The organism is Ectothiorhodospiraceae bacterium 2226 (genome assembly GCA_013348725.1).
GTDB lineage: Bacteria > Pseudomonadota > Gammaproteobacteria.
Genome location: CP054689.1, coordinates 929,137 through 943,459, shown reverse-complemented (window position 1 = coordinate 943,459; position 14,323 = coordinate 929,137). Strand labels below are relative to the sequence as shown.

14 protein-coding genes are annotated in these 14,323 nt (G+C 68.9%); 11 read left to right on the top strand and 3 right to left on the bottom strand.

The genetic code is table 11. The annotated features are described in order from the left end of the window. Window positions 1–72: 72 nt before the first annotated feature. The gene (gene rnk, locus HUS23_04460; GenBank protein ID QKT03111.1) at window positions 73–486 is read right to left on the bottom strand and encodes a nucleoside diphosphate kinase regulator; all 414 of its coding nucleotides are present in this window, start codon (window positions 484–486) and stop codon (window positions 73–75) included. A gap of 158 nt (window positions 487–644) precedes the next feature. On the opposite strand from rnk, the gene HUS23_04455 reads away from it, so the two are divergent. Next, the gene (locus tag HUS23_04455; protein ID QKT03110.1) at window positions 645–1,655 is read left to right on the top strand and encodes an SDR family NAD(P)-dependent oxidoreductase; all 1,011 of its coding nucleotides are present in this window, start codon (window positions 645–647) and stop codon (window positions 1,653–1,655) included. A 39-nt stretch (window positions 1,656–1,694) separates the two neighbouring features. On the opposite strand, the gene HUS23_04450 is transcribed toward HUS23_04455, so the two are convergent. After that, complete coding sequence (locus tag HUS23_04450; protein QKT03109.1) at window positions 1,695–2,123, bottom strand: rhodanese-like domain-containing protein; 429 nt, start codon at window positions 2,121–2,123, stop codon at window positions 1,695–1,697. A gap of 202 nt (window positions 2,124–2,325) precedes the next feature. On the opposite strand from HUS23_04450, the gene HUS23_04445 reads away from it, so the two are divergent. The 6 genes from HUS23_04445 (at window position 2,326) to lnt (ending at window position 8,557) form a co-directional block, all read left to right on the top strand. Continuing rightward, window positions 2,326–3,093 (top strand): DUF481 domain-containing protein, encoded by a 768-nt coding sequence (locus HUS23_04445; GenBank protein QKT03108.1) that lies wholly within the window; start codon window positions 2,326–2,328, stop codon window positions 3,091–3,093. Between the two features lie 104 nt (window positions 3,094–3,197). After that, window positions 3,198–4,541: a tRNA (N6-isopentenyl adenosine(37)-C2)-methylthiotransferase MiaB gene (gene miaB, locus HUS23_04440; GenBank protein ID QKT03107.1), complete on the top strand. Its 1,344-nt coding sequence runs from the start codon at window positions 3,198–3,200 to the stop codon at window positions 4,539–4,541. Between the two features lie 76 nt (window positions 4,542–4,617). Continuing rightward, window positions 4,618–5,574, top strand: a complete 957-nt coding sequence (locus HUS23_04435; GenBank protein QKT04968.1) for a PhoH family protein — start codon at window positions 4,618–4,620, stop codon at window positions 5,572–5,574. Beyond that, complete coding sequence (gene ybeY, locus HUS23_04430; GenBank protein ID QKT03106.1) at window positions 5,571–6,056, top strand: rRNA maturation RNase YbeY; 486 nt, start codon at window positions 5,571–5,573, stop codon at window positions 6,054–6,056. The genes HUS23_04435 and ybeY overlap by 4 nt, the downstream gene beginning before the upstream one ends. Next, complete coding sequence (locus tag HUS23_04425) at window positions 6,037–6,945, top strand: CBS domain-containing protein (protein QKT03105.1); 909 nt, start codon at window positions 6,037–6,039, stop codon at window positions 6,943–6,945. Before ybeY ends, HUS23_04425 begins: the two co-directional genes overlap by 20 nt. A 37-nt stretch (window positions 6,946–6,982) precedes the next feature. After that, on the top strand, window positions 6,983–8,557 hold the full coding sequence (lnt, locus tag HUS23_04420; GenBank protein QKT03104.1) for an apolipoprotein N-acyltransferase: 1,575 nt from the start codon (window positions 6,983–6,985) through the stop codon (window positions 8,555–8,557). A gap of 233 nt (window positions 8,558–8,790) precedes the next feature. Here the strand turns inward: lnt and HUS23_04415 are convergent, their stop codons facing one another. After that, the gene (locus tag HUS23_04415) at window positions 8,791–9,336 is read right to left on the bottom strand and encodes a zinc ribbon-containing protein (GenBank protein ID QKT03103.1); all 546 of its coding nucleotides are present in this window, start codon (window positions 9,334–9,336) and stop codon (window positions 8,791–8,793) included. Between the two features lie 162 nt (window positions 9,337–9,498). On the opposite strand from HUS23_04415, the gene HUS23_04410 reads away from it, so the two are divergent. The 4 genes from HUS23_04410 to HUS23_04395 all read left to right on the top strand — a co-directional run bounded on the left by HUS23_04410 (window position 9,499) and on the right by HUS23_04395 (window position 14,319). Beyond that, complete coding sequence (locus HUS23_04410) at window positions 9,499–10,056, top strand: hypothetical protein (GenBank protein QKT03102.1); 558 nt, start codon at window positions 9,499–9,501, stop codon at window positions 10,054–10,056. Between the two features lie 179 nt (window positions 10,057–10,235). Further along, the gene (locus tag HUS23_04405; protein QKT04967.1) at window positions 10,236–12,689 is read left to right on the top strand and encodes a leucine--tRNA ligase; all 2,454 of its coding nucleotides are present in this window, start codon (window positions 10,236–10,238) and stop codon (window positions 12,687–12,689) included. A gap of 12 nt (window positions 12,690–12,701) precedes the next feature. Then, window positions 12,702–13,304 (top strand): hypothetical protein, encoded by a 603-nt coding sequence (locus tag HUS23_04400; GenBank protein QKT03101.1) that lies wholly within the window; start codon window positions 12,702–12,704, stop codon window positions 13,302–13,304. Further along, window positions 13,288–14,319, top strand: coding sequence for a DNA polymerase III subunit delta (locus tag HUS23_04395; GenBank protein ID QKT03100.1), 1,032 nt, complete (start codon window positions 13,288–13,290; stop codon window positions 14,317–14,319). Before HUS23_04400 ends, HUS23_04395 begins: the two co-directional genes overlap by 17 nt. Window positions 14,320–14,323: the final 4 nt, after the last annotated feature.

Genomic DNA, 14,323 nt, shown 5'->3' with positions numbered 1-14,323 from the left:
CGGCGGCCGCCTCGCCAGGCAACAAAAAACCGCGCCCTTGGGGGCGCGGTTTCGTTTCTGGGCGGCGATCGACTAGCGGTTGTAGTCGCCGGCGCGCTCGGGTTGGTAAAGCACTTCCTCGATGCGTACCTGCACCGTCTTGCGCCCCGGCAGCGGCCAGGCGATCTGCTGGCCCACGGACAGACCGAGCATCGCGCTGCCGAGCGGGGCGAGCACCGAGATTTTGTCCGGCTGCCCGTCGATGTCGCGCGGGTAGCACAGCACCTTCTCGAATGTCTCGTCGGTCCCCTCCACGGCAAAGCGCACGCGCGAGTTCATGGTAACCACCGTCGGCGGCATTTCTTCCGGCTCGACGATGTTCGCGCGCGCGAGCTCCGCGCGCAATGCGTTGATCTCGGGGCTGGCCGGCTTGGGCAGCTTGTCGAGCAGCGCTTCCAGCCGGTCCAGGTCGAACGCGGACACGGTGATGGGGGGAAGTTGGGACACGGCCTTCTCCGTTGCAAAGAACGCCTGCAAGGCGTTGTAGGTTAAGTTCGAAGTCTACGCCAAACGCGGGGGCGGGTTAAGCGGGCGGGGGATCGACTTTGACACGCCCACGCGGAGAGCTAGAACAGGGGGACGAGCGTTGCCATGGAGGGCAAGCGATGAAGGTTCAACTGAAACCCTTGGCTGAGCAGACCGTGGTCATCACCGGGGCGACCAGCGGCATCGGTTTGGTGACGGCGCGCCAAGCCGCGCGCAAGGGGACGCGCCTGCTGCTCGCGGCGCGCGGCGAGGAGGCGTTGGAGGATCTGACCAACGAGATCCGCCAGGGCGGTGGCGAGGCGGCGTACGTGGTGGCGGACGTGGCAGCGGAGGCGGAAGTGCGCCGTATCGCCGACGAGGCATTGGCGCGCTACGGCGGCTTCGACACCTGGGTGAACAACGCGGCGGTGTCCATCTACGGCAAGATCGAGGAGGTCTCGCTGGCCGATCACCAGCGGCTGTTCGAAACCAACTACTGGGGCGTGGTGCACGGCTCCCGTATCGCCTGCGAGCACCTGCGCCGCCATGGCGGCAAGCTCATCAACGTGGGCAGTGCGCTGTCCGAGCGCGCGATCCCCATGCAGGGCATCTACAGCGCCTCCAAGGCCGCGGTGATGGGTTTCACGGACGCCCTGCGCATGGAGCTCGAAGCGGACGGCGCGCCGGTGTCGGTCACCTTGATCAAGCCCGGCGCCATCGACACCCCTTATCGCGCGCATGCGGCGAACTACATGGGCGTGGAGGGCAAAAACCCGCCGCCGGTGTACGCCCCGGAGACCGTCGCCACGGCCATCCTGCACGCCGCCGAGCACGAGGTGCGCGAGGTGGTGGTCGGTGCGGGCGGTAAGCTGATCACGACCCTGGGGAACGTGGCGCCGCGGCTGTCCGACAAGGTCATGGGCAAGGTAATGCCCTTTCTGCAGCGCACCAACAAGCCGGTGGACGGGGTGCAGCAGGGCGCCCTGTACGAGGCGGGCGGTGCGCTGCAGGAGCGCGGGGGCACGCCGATGACCCTCGAGCACAGCCTGTACAGCGCAGCCGTGCGCCACAAGGGGCTGACGCTGATGGCCGCGGCCGGGGCCGCGGCGGTGCTGTACGGGGTGTTGCGGCCGCACGGCCGCGCCCATTGAGGCGGGCGTGGCTGCGCGCGGCGGCCCGGATCGGCTCGCTTAGGCGGCCGGCGCGGGTGTCGGGGCCGGGCGCGGGGCGGCGCCGGTCACCATCGGCAGGTCCTCGGCCAGCCAGTTCTCGCAGCCGCCGGCCAGGTTGTAGACCTCGGCGTAGCCCATGTCCATCAGGGTCGCGGCCGCCAGCGCGCTGCGCCCGCCGGTCGAGCAGTACACCACGACGGGGCGCTCGTAGGCGGTGCTCAGCACCGGGTCGGGGCGCTTGTAGTCGGGATCGGCGGCGGGTTCGAGCAACCCGCGCGGGATGCAGTGCGCGCCCTCGATGTGTCCCTCCTCGAATTCGTAGGTCTCGCGTACGTCGAGTATGAGCAGGTCCGGTCGCTGCGCACGCATTTCCTCCAGCGCCTCCGGCGAGACTTCCTGAATACGGCTGCGGGCGGCGGCGACGAAGTCGCGCAGTTTCTTGGGCATGATCCCTCCACGGATGACGATGACATCGGCCGGCGCTCGCCGCCGGCCAAGTGCGCGATTCTACCCCATTCATCAGGCCCGGTTTGAGCGGGGCCTTGCGCTCCGCTCGGCCTCCCGAACTGGGCGCCCCGTCCTTGCCGCCATCCGAACGGGTGATTAAGGTGCCGCCCTTTTGCGGCACTTTTCAGGTCCGGGGGGCGGTATGCGCAGCGGATGGTTGGCCTTGGTGCTCGCCGGTTTGAGCGGCACGGCGCAGGCGATCGTGAACGTGGAGAGTCTGCGGGCGGTGGACCCGCCCGAGGGGCTGAGCGGCAAGCTGTCGCTAAGCGCCGGCGGCGAGAGCGGTACGGTGCACACCTCCAGCATCAACGCCGGCGCCGGCGTGGTATGGCGCCGACAGGCGGTCACCAACTTCCTCACCTTCAACTACGCCTACGGCGAGTCGCTGGGGGTGAAGGTGACCGACCGCAGCTTCGTGCACGCGCGGCACGTGCGTCATGTGCGTGAACGTACGGATTGGGAGTTGTTCGCGCAGCGCCAGCACAACCGCTTCCTGCGCCTGTCTTCGCGCGAACTGGTCGGCAGCGGGGCCCGGCTCACGCTGTACGACGAACCCTCGCAGGACAGCCGCGCCTTTTTGGGGGTCGGCGCCATGTATGTGCAGGAGCGTTTGGAGGAGCGCATCGGCACCACCGACGGCGGCACCAGCGGACTGTGGCGCGGCAACGTGTACTTGGCGCTCAACTGGCGCACCGACGACCGCGTGCGGCTCTCCAGCACCACCTACTGGCAGCCGGCCCTGACCGATGCCGGCGATTTCCGGCTGCTGGAGGAGGCGGCGTTGCGCGTGCGGGTGCACGGCAACCTCGATCTCGTCACCTCGCTCAACATCCGCCACAACAGCCACCCGCCGCAGGGCGTCGAACGCACCGAGATCACCTACCGCACCGGGTTCGAGTACGACTTCTAGCGGGACCGGGGCGGCTATACTGCTGGCAAGGGCGCTGGCTCCAGGGGGCCGAACATGTTATTTTCGCGGGTTCGAATTTCGCAGGAGGCGACGGGCCGAGGCCTATGACCCGCAAGCTCTACATCAAGACCCACGGCTGCCAGATGAACGAGTACGACTCGGCCAAAATGGCCGAGGTGCTGCACGAAGGCGCCGGTCTCGAACTCACCGATCGGCCGGAAGAGGCCGACGTGCTGTTGCTCAATACCTGTTCCATCCGCGAGAAGGCGCAGGAAAAGGTGTTTTCCCAGCTCGGCATGTGGCGGGAGCTCAAGGAGGCGCGCCCCGAGGTGGTGATCGGCGTGGGCGGCTGTGTGGCCAGCCAGGAGGGCGAGGCGCTGCGCGCGCGGGCGCCCTATGTGGACTTGGTGTTCGGCCCCCAGACCCTGCATCGGCTGCCGCAGATGTTGCGCGAGCGCGAGGCGCGCCGCGCGCCGGTGGTGGATGTCTCCTTCCCCGAGATCGAGAAGTTCGACCACCTGCCCGCGCCGCGCGCCGAGGGCGCCACCGCGTTCGTGTCCATCATGGAGGGCTGCAGCAAGTACTGCACCTTCTGCGTGGTGCCCTACACGCGCGGCGAAGAGGTCAGCCGCCCGTTCGACGACGTGATCGCCGAGGTGGCGCAACTCGCCGCGCAGGGCGTGCGCGAGGTCACCCTGCTCGGGCAAAACGTGAACGCCTACCGCGGCGTGATGCACGACGGCGATATCGCCGACCTTGCACTGCTGATCGGTTACGTGGCCGCGATCGACGGCATCGAGCGCGTGCGCTACACCACCTCCCACCCGGTGGAGTTCTCCGACAGCCTGATCGCCGCCTACGGCGAGGTGCCCGAGCTGGTGAGCCACCTGCACCTGCCGGTGCAGAGCGGCTCCGACCGCATCCTGGCGCTCATGAAGCGCGGCCACACGGCGCTGGAGTACAAGGCCAAGGTGCGCCGCCTGCGCGCGCTGCGCCCGGACATCAGCCTCTCGTCGGACTTCATCGTCGGCTTCCCCGGCGAGACCGACGCCGACTTCGAGGCGACCATGAATCTCATCGCCGAGGTCGGCTTCGACACCTCGTTCAGCTTTATCTACAGCCCGCGCCCCGGCACCCCCGCGGCACAGCTGCCGGACGACATCCCGCTGGCGGTGAAGAAGGAGCGCCTGGCGCTGTTGCAGCAGCGCATCAATCAGCAGGCGGCGGCCATCAGCCGGCGCATGGTGGGCAGCGTGCAGCGCATCCTGATCGAGGGCCCCTCGCGCAAGGACCCGCGCCAGATGGCGGGGCGCACCGAGAACAACCGCGTGGTCAACATCGACGGCGGCCCCGAGCTCATCGGGCGCTTCGTGGACGTGCGCATCACCGAGGCGCTGCCCAACTCGCTGCGCGGCGAACGCATCGAGCGCGTGGTCGACTGTGCCTGACGCCAAGCCCCCCCGCTCCAAGGAACGCGTGGCGGCGCGCAAGCCCGCCGAGAGCCATGATTTGGTGCTCGAGCCGATGGACAACGCGCGGCTGGCCAACCTGAGCGGCCAGTTCGACGAGCACCTGCACCAGATCGAGCGTCACCTCGGCGTGGAGATCAATAACCGCGGCAACGTGTTCCGCATCATCGGCGACCCCGCCCCGGTGCGCGCCACCTCGGCGCTGCTGACCCGCTTGTATGCCGAGACCGCGCAGGAGAGCCTCACGCCCAGCCGGCTGCACCTGTTCCTGCAGGAGGCGGATAGCGCGGCGGCGCACGTTTCGCGGACGGACGACGAGGTGCCGGACGATGTCGCCATCAGTACGCGCCGCGGCGAGATCCGCGGGCGCGGCGCCAATCAGCGCCGCTACCTCAAGAACGTGCTCACGCACGACATCAACTTCGGTATCGGCCCCGCCGGCACGGGCAAGACCTACCTCGCGGTGGCCTGCGCGGTAGAGGCCTTGGAGCGCGACCAGGTGCAGCGCCTGGTGCTCACCCGCCCGGCGGTGGAGGCGGGCGAGCGCCTCGGTTTCCTGCCCGGGGATCTCGCGCAAAAGGTCGACCCCTACCTGCGCCCACTGTACGACGCGTTGTTCGAGATGCTCGGCTTCGAACGCGTAGCCAAACTGATCGAACGCAACGTAATCGAGATCGCGCCGCTCGCCTATATGCGCGGGCGCAGCCTGAACGAATCCTTCATCATCCTGGACGAGGCGCAGAACACCACCGTCGAACAGATGAAGATGTTTTTGACGCGCATGGGTTTCGGTTCCACCGCCGTGATCACCGGCGACGTCACCCAGATCGACCTGCCGGCCGGCAAGCAGTCGGGGCTGCGCCACGTGATCGACGTGCTGCGCGACGTGCCCGGCATCAGCTTCACCTTCTTTCAGGCCAAGGACGTGGTGCGCCACACCCTGGTGCAGCGCATCGTGACCGCCTACGACGCCTACGAGGCGCGCATGCGCGAAGGCGGCAGCGAGGCGTGAGGCTGGAGTTGGACCTGCAGGTCGCGCCCGAGGTGGCCGGCCACGCGTTGCCCTCGGCCGCTGCGCTGCGCCGCTATGCGCGCGCCGCCATGGCGGGCCATCGCAGCCGCGGCGCCCTGACCATCCGTATCGTCGGCGAGCCGGAGAGCCAGGCGCTCAACGCCCGTTACCGCCAGCGCAACCATCCGACCAACGTGTTGTCTTTTCCTTACGAGAATCCTCCGGGAATGACGCTATCTTTACTGGGGGATCTGGTGATTTGCGCGCCGGTCGTGGAACGCGAGGCGCGGGAGCAGGGCAAGCCGGTGGAGGCGCATTGGGCGCACCTGATCGCACACGGCATGCTGCACCTGCTCGGTTACGAGCATCAGGACGACGCCCAGGCTCAGATAATGGAAGCGCTTGAAATCGCGATCCTGGACACCTTAGGCTATCCAAACCCGTATCTCCTTGCGGAGCCTCATGAACGAAGATCGACCTAGTAGTACCCCTGCCGCAGACGGCAGGCCCTACCGTAGCTGGCTCGAGAAGCTGAGCCATGCCCTGACGGGCGAACCGCGGGACCGCGAGCAACTGCTCGACTCCCTGCGGGAAGCCGAACAACGGAATCTGCTCGACGCCGATTCGCTCGCCATGATCGAGGGCGTGCTGCAGGTCTCCGAGATGCAGGTGCGCGACATCATGGTGCCACGCTCGCAGATGGTGGTGGTCGAGCGCGATGCCATGCCCGAGGATTACCTCCCCCTAATCATCGAATCCGCCCACTCGCGCTTCCCGGTGATCGGGGAGAACCGCGACGAGGTGGTCGGCATCCTGCTCGCCAAGGACCTGTTGGCCTACTTCGGGCGGGAGCCGCGCGGTAGCTTCAACATCCAGGACGTGCTGCGTCCGCCGGTGTTCATCCCCGAGAGCAAGCGCCTGAACGTATTGCTCAAGGAGTTCCGCGCGCGGCGCAACCACATGGCCATCGTGGTGGACGAGTACGGCGGCGTGGCGGGGCTGGTTACCATCGAGGACGTGCTTGAGCAGATCGTGGGCGAGATCGAGGACGAACACGATGTCGACGACGAGGCCTACATCATGGAGCACGGCGACAACCGCTACACCGTGAAGGCCCTGACACCCATCGAAGACTTCAACGAGCGCTTCGGCAGCGACTTCTCCGAAGACGAGTTCGATACCATCGGCGGGCTGGTGCTCAACCGCTTCGGGCGTATGCCCAAGCGCGGCGAGACGGTCGATCTCGGCGCCTTTCATTTCCGCGTGCTGCGCGCCGACAACCGGCGCATCCACCTGCTGGACATGAGCCTGCGCGCGGCTCCGGCGGCGACCGCCGATGCGGCGGGGGCGCGGCACGGTGCCGGCCACTGAGGCGGCCGCGCGCTGAGGCGCGCGCCGAGATTATTCAGTGCGTCTGATCGAGGGGCTGGTCCGCTATCCGCGCGCGGGCGATCTGGCGGCGCTGCTCGCCGGGGCCGCGTTGCCGCTGGCCTTCGCCCCCTTCCACCTCTGGCCGCTGGCGGTGCTCGCGCCGCTCGTGCTGTTCGCCCTCTGGTTGCCCCCGCTCACGCCGCGCCGCGCGGCGTGGCGCGGCTACCTGTTCGGCCTCGGCATGTTCGGCGTGGGCGTCTCCTGGGTGTTCGTCGCCATCCACGTGTTCGGCGAGACCGGGCTGGGCGGATCGCTGTTCCTGACCGGCGCCTTCGTGGCGTTCCTGGCGCTGTTCCCCGCCACGCTCGGCTACGTGAACGCGCGCTTGCGGGCGCAGGTGGCGGGGCAGGGGGGGCTGCGCGCCGCGGCGGTCACGCTGCTCCTGTTGTTCCCAGCCACCTGGACCTTGTGGGAGTGGGTGCGCGGCTGGTTCTTTACCGGCTTCACTTGGCTGCACCTGGGCTACAGCCAGATCGACGGGCCGCTGGGCGGTGTGGCGGCGCTCACCGGCGTATACGGCCTGTCCTGGCTGTTGGCCCTTACCGCGGGGCTGCTGGTGTATGCGTGGCTGGCGGCGCGCTACCGCGTGCGGGCGGCGGGTGCGGCCGCGGCCGCCGTGCTGCTTTGGGTCGCCGGCGCGGCGCTGGCACAGATTACCTGGACCGAGCCCGACGGCGAGCCGCTGCGGGTGGTGGTGGTGCAAGGCAACATCCCGCAGGAGATTCGCTGGGACGACGATCAGTTCGAGCGCACCAAGGCCTTGTACTGGGACCTCACGCGCCCCCACCTCGGCACGGCGGACCTGGTCGTTTGGCCGGAGAACGCCATTCCCGGCTTCTACCACTGGCTGGCCGACGGCTACTTCGCCGAGCTCGAGCGCGAGTTGCGCGCGAGCGGTACCGACCTCATGCTCGGCCTGCCGTACCGTGACCGCGCCACCGGCGCCTACTACAACAGCGTGCTCACCCTGGGCCCCGACGAGCGCCAGTTCTACCACAAACACCATCTGGTGCCGTTCGGTGAGTTCGTGCCGTTGGAGCAGCAGCTGCGCGGGCTGTTCGGCTTCTTCGACCTGCACATGTCCAGCTTCTCGCGCGGCGAAGCAAATCAGGCCCCCGTGTCGGGTGCGGGGTGCCGCATCGGGGTCTCGGTGTGCTACGAGGACACCTTCGGGGAGTACATCGCGCGCAGCGTGCCGCAGGCCAACCTGCTGGTGAACGTGACCAACAACGCCTGGTTCGGCGACTCCATCGCCCCCCACCAGCACCTGCAGATCACCCGCCTGCGCGCGCGCGAGACCGAGCGCCCGCTGGTGCGCGCCACCACCAACGGCATCTCCGCGGTGATCGACGCGCAGGGTCACTTGGTCGCGCGCGGGCCGCAGTTCGAGCAAGTGGTGCTGACGGGGGAGGTGCAGCCGCGCCGCGGGGCGACGCCGTATGCCCGCACCGGCAACTACCCCGTGATCATCGCCCTGTTGTTGAGCGTGCTGGCCGCGACCTTGTATGCCCGCCGCCGGCTGGCGCGGGCGGGTGTGACCGAAGCCGCCTAGGCGGCGTCAACTCCCGTGGGGCGTCTCCGCGCCGTAGCGGCGCCAGAACAATGCCGAGTAGGGCGCAATAAGCGCAGCGCATTGCGCCGGGGCGTTGGAAACGTCACCGCTGCATCACTCTTTGCCGGCGCATTGTCTCGAAGGGACTTGGAGGCCCGCGCGGTATCCCGCGCCAGCGGCGCAATGCTGTATGCCCCCGCCGGATGTGTGTGACCGAAGCCGCCTAGGCGGCGTCAACTCTCGTCGGGCGTCTCCGCGCCGTAGCGGCGCCAGAACACCGTGCCGTGACAATGCGCGCAGGGCGGGATATGGCCGGTGCGGGTCAGCGTGAGTTCGTGTCCGCAGCGGTCGCAAACGAACACGCCCGGCGCGGTCACCTCGCCGGAGTAGCGCTCGCCGAGCTTGCGCGGGGTGCGCGTGAATTGCTCCAGTTCCACCCGCGACTGGTCCACCACCTTGGAGAACATCTCCTTGATCCAGTCCTCCGCATAGGCCCACTCGAAGCTGAGCCAGTCGTCGATGGCCTTGCCGGTGCTCGACAAGTAGTTGCCCGCGTCCAGCAGGTCGCGGTGCATGTAGGCCGCGATGCGCTCGGCCTCCTCGCGGGTGAGTTCGCCGACTTCCTGTGCCCGCTCCTTGGCGATCTCGATCGCGTGCTGCAGGCGCGAAGGCTCGCCGGGCCGCGCGAGCAGCCCGCGCACCCGCTCCAGCATGCGGTTGTAGCCGTGGGCGAGGCGCTCGTCGTGGCCCTCGGGCCCTTGTTCATCCTTTTTGGTCACCGTTCCTCCTCCGCGTTCAGTGCGGTCTCTATCACTCAAGTCTGCGCTATTCCCGCGCCGGCGCAAAGGGTGCGCGCCATGCGTTAAGATGGCCCCGCCACGGAGTAGGCGTCCTCTAACGACGGGATGACGTCTCGACAACAACAAAAGGGCAATTACAACGTGAACTACAAGAAACTGGTCGTGGGTTGTGCGGGTGCCGGCCTGCTGGTTGCCAGCGCGGGCGCGGCGGCGACGGAGCGGGCTTATTCCGTGTTCGTGGGCCTGCAGACCCAGAGCTACAGCACGGAATGGAACGGCTACAGCGGTGAGACCGACCGGTTCCGCGGCAGGGGTTTCGGCGCCACCGGCGCGTTCAACGATAACTGGGGCGCGCGCTTCCTCTATTACTCCACCAGCCACACAGACTTTGACCTGGATAATAAGGGCTTTGAGGTCATGGGGCTGTGGGGGGGCAACCTGCGCCGCGAGGGCTTCAAGGGCTACGTGGGTGCCGGATATTTCAGCGAATCCTGGGAAGCGGGCGGCGGCAGCGTGGATTTCTCGGGCTGGTTGCTGCATGTGGGGGCGGGCTACAACTGGGACCGCTGGACGATGGATTTGTCGATGTCTCTGCGCGACGGTAGCGATTACGAAAGCCTGATGGCGGATGTCTATGGCTTCGGCGGATGGACCGTCACGCCGATCTCGCTCGGCCTCAACGTCGGCTACCGCTTCTAGCGGGCACTCTCCGGGGGCATGGATGCCCCGCCTCCTGCACCGCCAATCCGACCCTCACGGGCGGCGCGGTGCGCCTCCCTGGCTTCCCCCGATCGGCGCCCGACAGCCGCGATTGTGGCCGCTTCCGGCCGTGCGGTATCCTTGATCCTTTTCCGCTAGGCAAACAGGCACCCATGGCAATGGACGAGCAATACCACCCCGAACGCATCGAGGCCGACGTGCAGGCCTATTGGGAAGCGCACCAGAGCTTCCGGGCGGTGGAGGACCCGCAACGCGAGAAGTTCTATTGCCTGTCCATGTTTCCCTACCCCAGCGGGCGCCTGCACATGGGGCACGTGCGCAACTACACCATCGGCGACGTGATCAGCCGCTACCAGCGCATGCAGGGCAAGAACGTGCTGCAGCCCATGGGCTGGGACGCCTTCGGCCTGCCGGCCGAAAACGCCGCCCTCAAGCACGGCGTGCCGCCGGCCAAGTGGACCTACGAGAACATCGAGTACATGCGCGTCCAGTTGAAGCGCCTGGGCTTCGGCTACGACTGGGGGCGCGAGCTCGCCACCTGCGCGCCGTCCTATTACCGCTGGGAGCAGTGGCTGTTCACCCGCCTGTTCGAGAAGGGGCTGGTGTACAAGAAGACCGCGCCGGTGAACTGGTGCCCCAACGACCAGACCGTGCTCGCCAACGAGCAGGTGGTGGACGGCGGCTGCTGGCGCTGCGGCACGGAGGTGGAGCGGCGCGAGATCCCGCAGTGGTTCATGCGCATCACCGCCTACGCCGACGAACTCTTGAGCGAGCTGGACCGCATGGAGGGCTGGCCCGAGCAGGTGCGCACCATGCAGCGCAACTGGATCGGGCGCTCCGAGGGCGTGGAGCTGCAGTTCGCCGTGGCGGGCGCCGCCGAGCCGCTCAAGGTCTTCACCACGCGCCCGGACACCCTGATGGGGGTGACCTACGTGGCGGTAGCGCCCGAGCACCCGCTCGCGCTCGGCGCGGCCGCAGATAACCCGGCGCTGGCCGAGTTCATCGAGCGATGCCGCCACGCCGGCACCGCCGAGGCGACGCTGGAAACCGCGGAGAAGGTGGGTATCGATACCGGCCTCACGGCGCGCCATCCCATCAGCGGCGCGGAGGTGCCGGTGTATGCCGCCAACTTCGTGCTGATGGGCTACGGCGAAGGCGCGGTGATGGCCGTGCCGGCCCACGACCAGCGCGACTACGAATTCGCGCACAAGTACGGCCTGCCCATCAAGCCGGTCATCGCGCCCGCCGAGGGCGGTGCGCCGGACGTCTCCGCCGCGGCCTACACCGACAAGGGCGTGCTGGTCGACTCCGGCGAGTTCAGCGGGCTCAGCTCGGAACAGGCCTTCGAGGCCATCGCCGCGCACCTCGAGGCGCAGGGCCTCGGCGCCAAGCGCGTGCACTACCGCCTGCGCGATTGGGGCGTGTCGCGCCAGCGCTACTGGGGCGCGCCCATTCCGATCATCAACTGCCCGTCCTGCGGCGCGGTGCCGGTGCCGGACGAGGACCTGCCGGTGGTGCTGCCCGAGGAGGTGACCTTCGAGGGCGTGGGCTCGCCGATCAAGAAGATGCCCGCGTTCTACCAGACCGCGTGCCCGCGCTGCGGCGGCGCGGCCGAGCGCGAGACGGACACCTTCGACACCTTCATGGAATCGTCCTGGTATTACGCGCGCTACTGCAGCGCGAACAACGCCGAGGCCATGCTGGACGAGCGCGCCGACTATTGGCTGCCGGTCGATCACTACATCGGCGGCATCGAGCACGCCATCCTGCACCTCTTGTACGCGCGCTTCTACAACAAGCTGCTGCGCGACGCCGGCCTGATCCGCCACGACGAGCCGTTCACGAATCTGCTCACGCAGGGCATGGTGCTCAAGGACGGCGGCAAGATGTCCAAGTCCAAGGGCAACACGGTGGACCCGCAGGAACTCATCGACAGCTACGGCGCCGATACGGCGCGCCTGTTCATGATGTTCGCCGCCCCGCCGGAGCAGTCCCTGGAGTGGTCCGACGCCGGCGTGGAGGGGGCCTTCCGGTTCTTGAAGCGCCTGTGGAAGCGGGTCGCCGATCACGCGGCGGCCGGGCCTGTGCCCGCGCCGGCCGCGCAGAGCGAGGGCGAGGCGGGGCGCGCGCTGCGGCGCCAGATCCACGAGACCCTGGCCAAGGTCAGCGACGACATGGGCCGCCGCCACACCTTCAACACCGCCATCGCCGCGGTGATGGAGCTCATCAACGCGCTGTACAAGGTGGAGGGGAACGACCCGGCCGAGCGCGCGCTGGTGCAGGAGGGCCTGGAGGCGGCCGTCCTGATGCTCGCCCCCATCGTGCCGCACGTCTGCCACGCGCTGTGGAACGCGCTGGGGCACGAGGGCGCGGTGGTGGATGCCCCCTGGCCGCGGGTGGACGAAAGCGCACTCCAGCGCGACGCGCTTACCTGGGTGGTGCAGGTCAACGGCAAGCGGCGCGGCGAGGTGGAGGTGGCCGTGGCGGCCGAGCGCGCCGCGGTGGAGGCCGCGGCCCTGGCCGAGCCGAATGTCGCCCGCTATCTGGAAGGCAAGTCCGTCAAGCGGGTCATCGTGGTGCCCAACAAGCTCGTCAACATCGTGGTGGCCTGAGGCATGCGCCGCGTGGGGCAGGCGACGACGCTGTGGCACCTGCTGGTGCTGGTCCTGCTGGTGGCGTGGCTGAGCGGCTGCGGCTTTCGCCTGCGCGGCGCGGTGAGTCTGCCCGCGGGCATGGAGGCCACGCGGGTGGAGGCGCAGGGCGTCTCCAACGAGCTGGCGAATCACACCCGCCGCGCGCTGGAGGCCGCCGGGGCGCGGATTACCACCGAAGCACGCGCCGCCACCGCGCGCCTGCGCTTGTTGGACGAGCGCCGCGACCGGCGCGTGTTGTCGGTGGATAGCGCCGGCCAAGTGCGTGAGTACGAGTTGGTCTATGCGCTGCGCTTCGAGGTGCGCGACCGGGCGGGCAAGATTCTGGTCGGCGAGCAGACGGTGGAGCTGGTGCGCGCGGTGACCTTCGATCCCGGCGAGGCGGCGCTCGGCCGCCTCGGCGAGCAGGAGGTGGTGCAGCGCGAGATGCTGGAGATGGCGGTGAATCAGATGCTGCAGCGCATCGCCGCCGCGGGGCGCAGCGGGGGTGCCTCGGCCGAGCCTGGGGCGACCGACGATGAATCCGGGGACAGCTCCGGGGACAGCTCTGGGGGCGCCGATGCGCCTGCGCCCTGAGCAGCTCGACGCGGCGCTGCGCAAGCCGCTCGCGCCGGTGTACGTGGTCACCGGCGACGAACCCCTGCAGCACGGCGAGGCCTGCGATGCCCTGCGTCGCGCGGCGCGGGCGCAGGGCTACACCGAGCGCGAGGTGCTCACCGTCGAGACCGGCTTCGACTGGAGCCGCCTCGGTGCTGCCGCGGGCAACCTGAGCCTGTTCGGCGAGCAGCGGCTGATCGAGTTGCGGGTGCCGACCGGCAAGCCCGGCGACGCGGGCGGCAAGGCCCTCAGCGCCTATGCCGCCGATCCGCCCGCCGACGCACTGTTGATGGTGCAGTTGCCCAAGCTCGACAAGCGGGCGCAGAGCACCGCCTGGTTCCGTGCCCTGGAGGGGGCCGGGGTGGTGGTGGCGGTGTGGCCGGTGGAAGCGTCCCGGCTGCCCGCGTGGCTCACGCAGCGCCTGCGCGCGCGCGGCTTGCAGCCTACGCCCGAGGCGGCGGCGCTGATCGCCGAGCGCGTGGAAGGCAATCTCCTGGCCGCCGCGCAGGAGGTCGAGAAGCTGGCGTTGTTGCTCGGCGAGGGCCCGGTGGATCTGGAGGCGGTGACGGGCGCGGTGGCGGACAGCGCGCGCTACGACGTGTTCGGCTTGGTGGACGCCGCCCTGGCCGGCGACGCGGCGCAGGTCGCGCGCAGCCTCGGCGGCCTGCGCGGGGAAGGTGTGGAGCCCCCGGTGGTGGTGTGGGCCCTGGCGCGCGAACTGCGCGCGTTGCACGCCCTGGCGCGCCGGGTGGCCGCCGGCGAGGCAGCGGGGCAGGCGATGGCGCAGGCACGCGTGTGGGACAAGCGCAAGGCGCCGACCGGCGCCGCGCTGCGGCGGTTGTCGGTGGGCCGGATCGAGAACCTGCTGCGCCTCGCGGCGCGCTGCGACCGGGTGGCCAAGGGTGCGGAATCCGGCGCGCCGTGGGATGAGTTGTTAGAATTGAGTCTTGGGATGGCGGGCGTGCGCTTCGTGCCGCGGCCGCTGTCGGCGTGAGCGG

What these genes read in the sequence shown, in the direction of transcription:
- HUS23_04455 (QKT03110.1), top strand. Translation starts at nt 645, where the DNA reads ATGAAGGTTCAACTGAAACCCTTGGCTGAGCAGACCGTGGTCATCACC.
- HUS23_04450 (QKT03109.1), bottom strand. Translation starts at nt 2,123, where the DNA reads ATGCCCAAGAAACTGCGCGACTTCGTCGCCGCCGCCCGCAGCCGTATT.
- HUS23_04445 (QKT03108.1), top strand. Translation starts at nt 2,326, where the DNA reads ATGCGCAGCGGATGGTTGGCCTTGGTGCTCGCCGGTTTGAGCGGCACG.
- miaB (QKT03107.1), top strand. Translation starts at nt 3,198, where the DNA reads ATGACCCGCAAGCTCTACATCAAGACCCACGGCTGCCAGATGAACGAG.
- HUS23_04435 (QKT04968.1), top strand. Translation starts at nt 4,618, where the DNA reads ATGGACAACGCGCGGCTGGCCAACCTGAGCGGCCAGTTCGACGAGCAC.
- HUS23_04425 (QKT03105.1), top strand. Translation starts at nt 6,037, where the DNA reads ATGAACGAAGATCGACCTAGTAGTACCCCTGCCGCAGACGGCAGGCCC.
- HUS23_04405 (QKT04967.1), top strand. Translation starts at nt 10,236, where the DNA reads ATGGACGAGCAATACCACCCCGAACGCATCGAGGCCGACGTGCAGGCC.
- HUS23_04395 (QKT03100.1), top strand. Translation starts at nt 13,288, where the DNA reads ATGCGCCTGCGCCCTGAGCAGCTCGACGCGGCGCTGCGCAAGCCGCTC.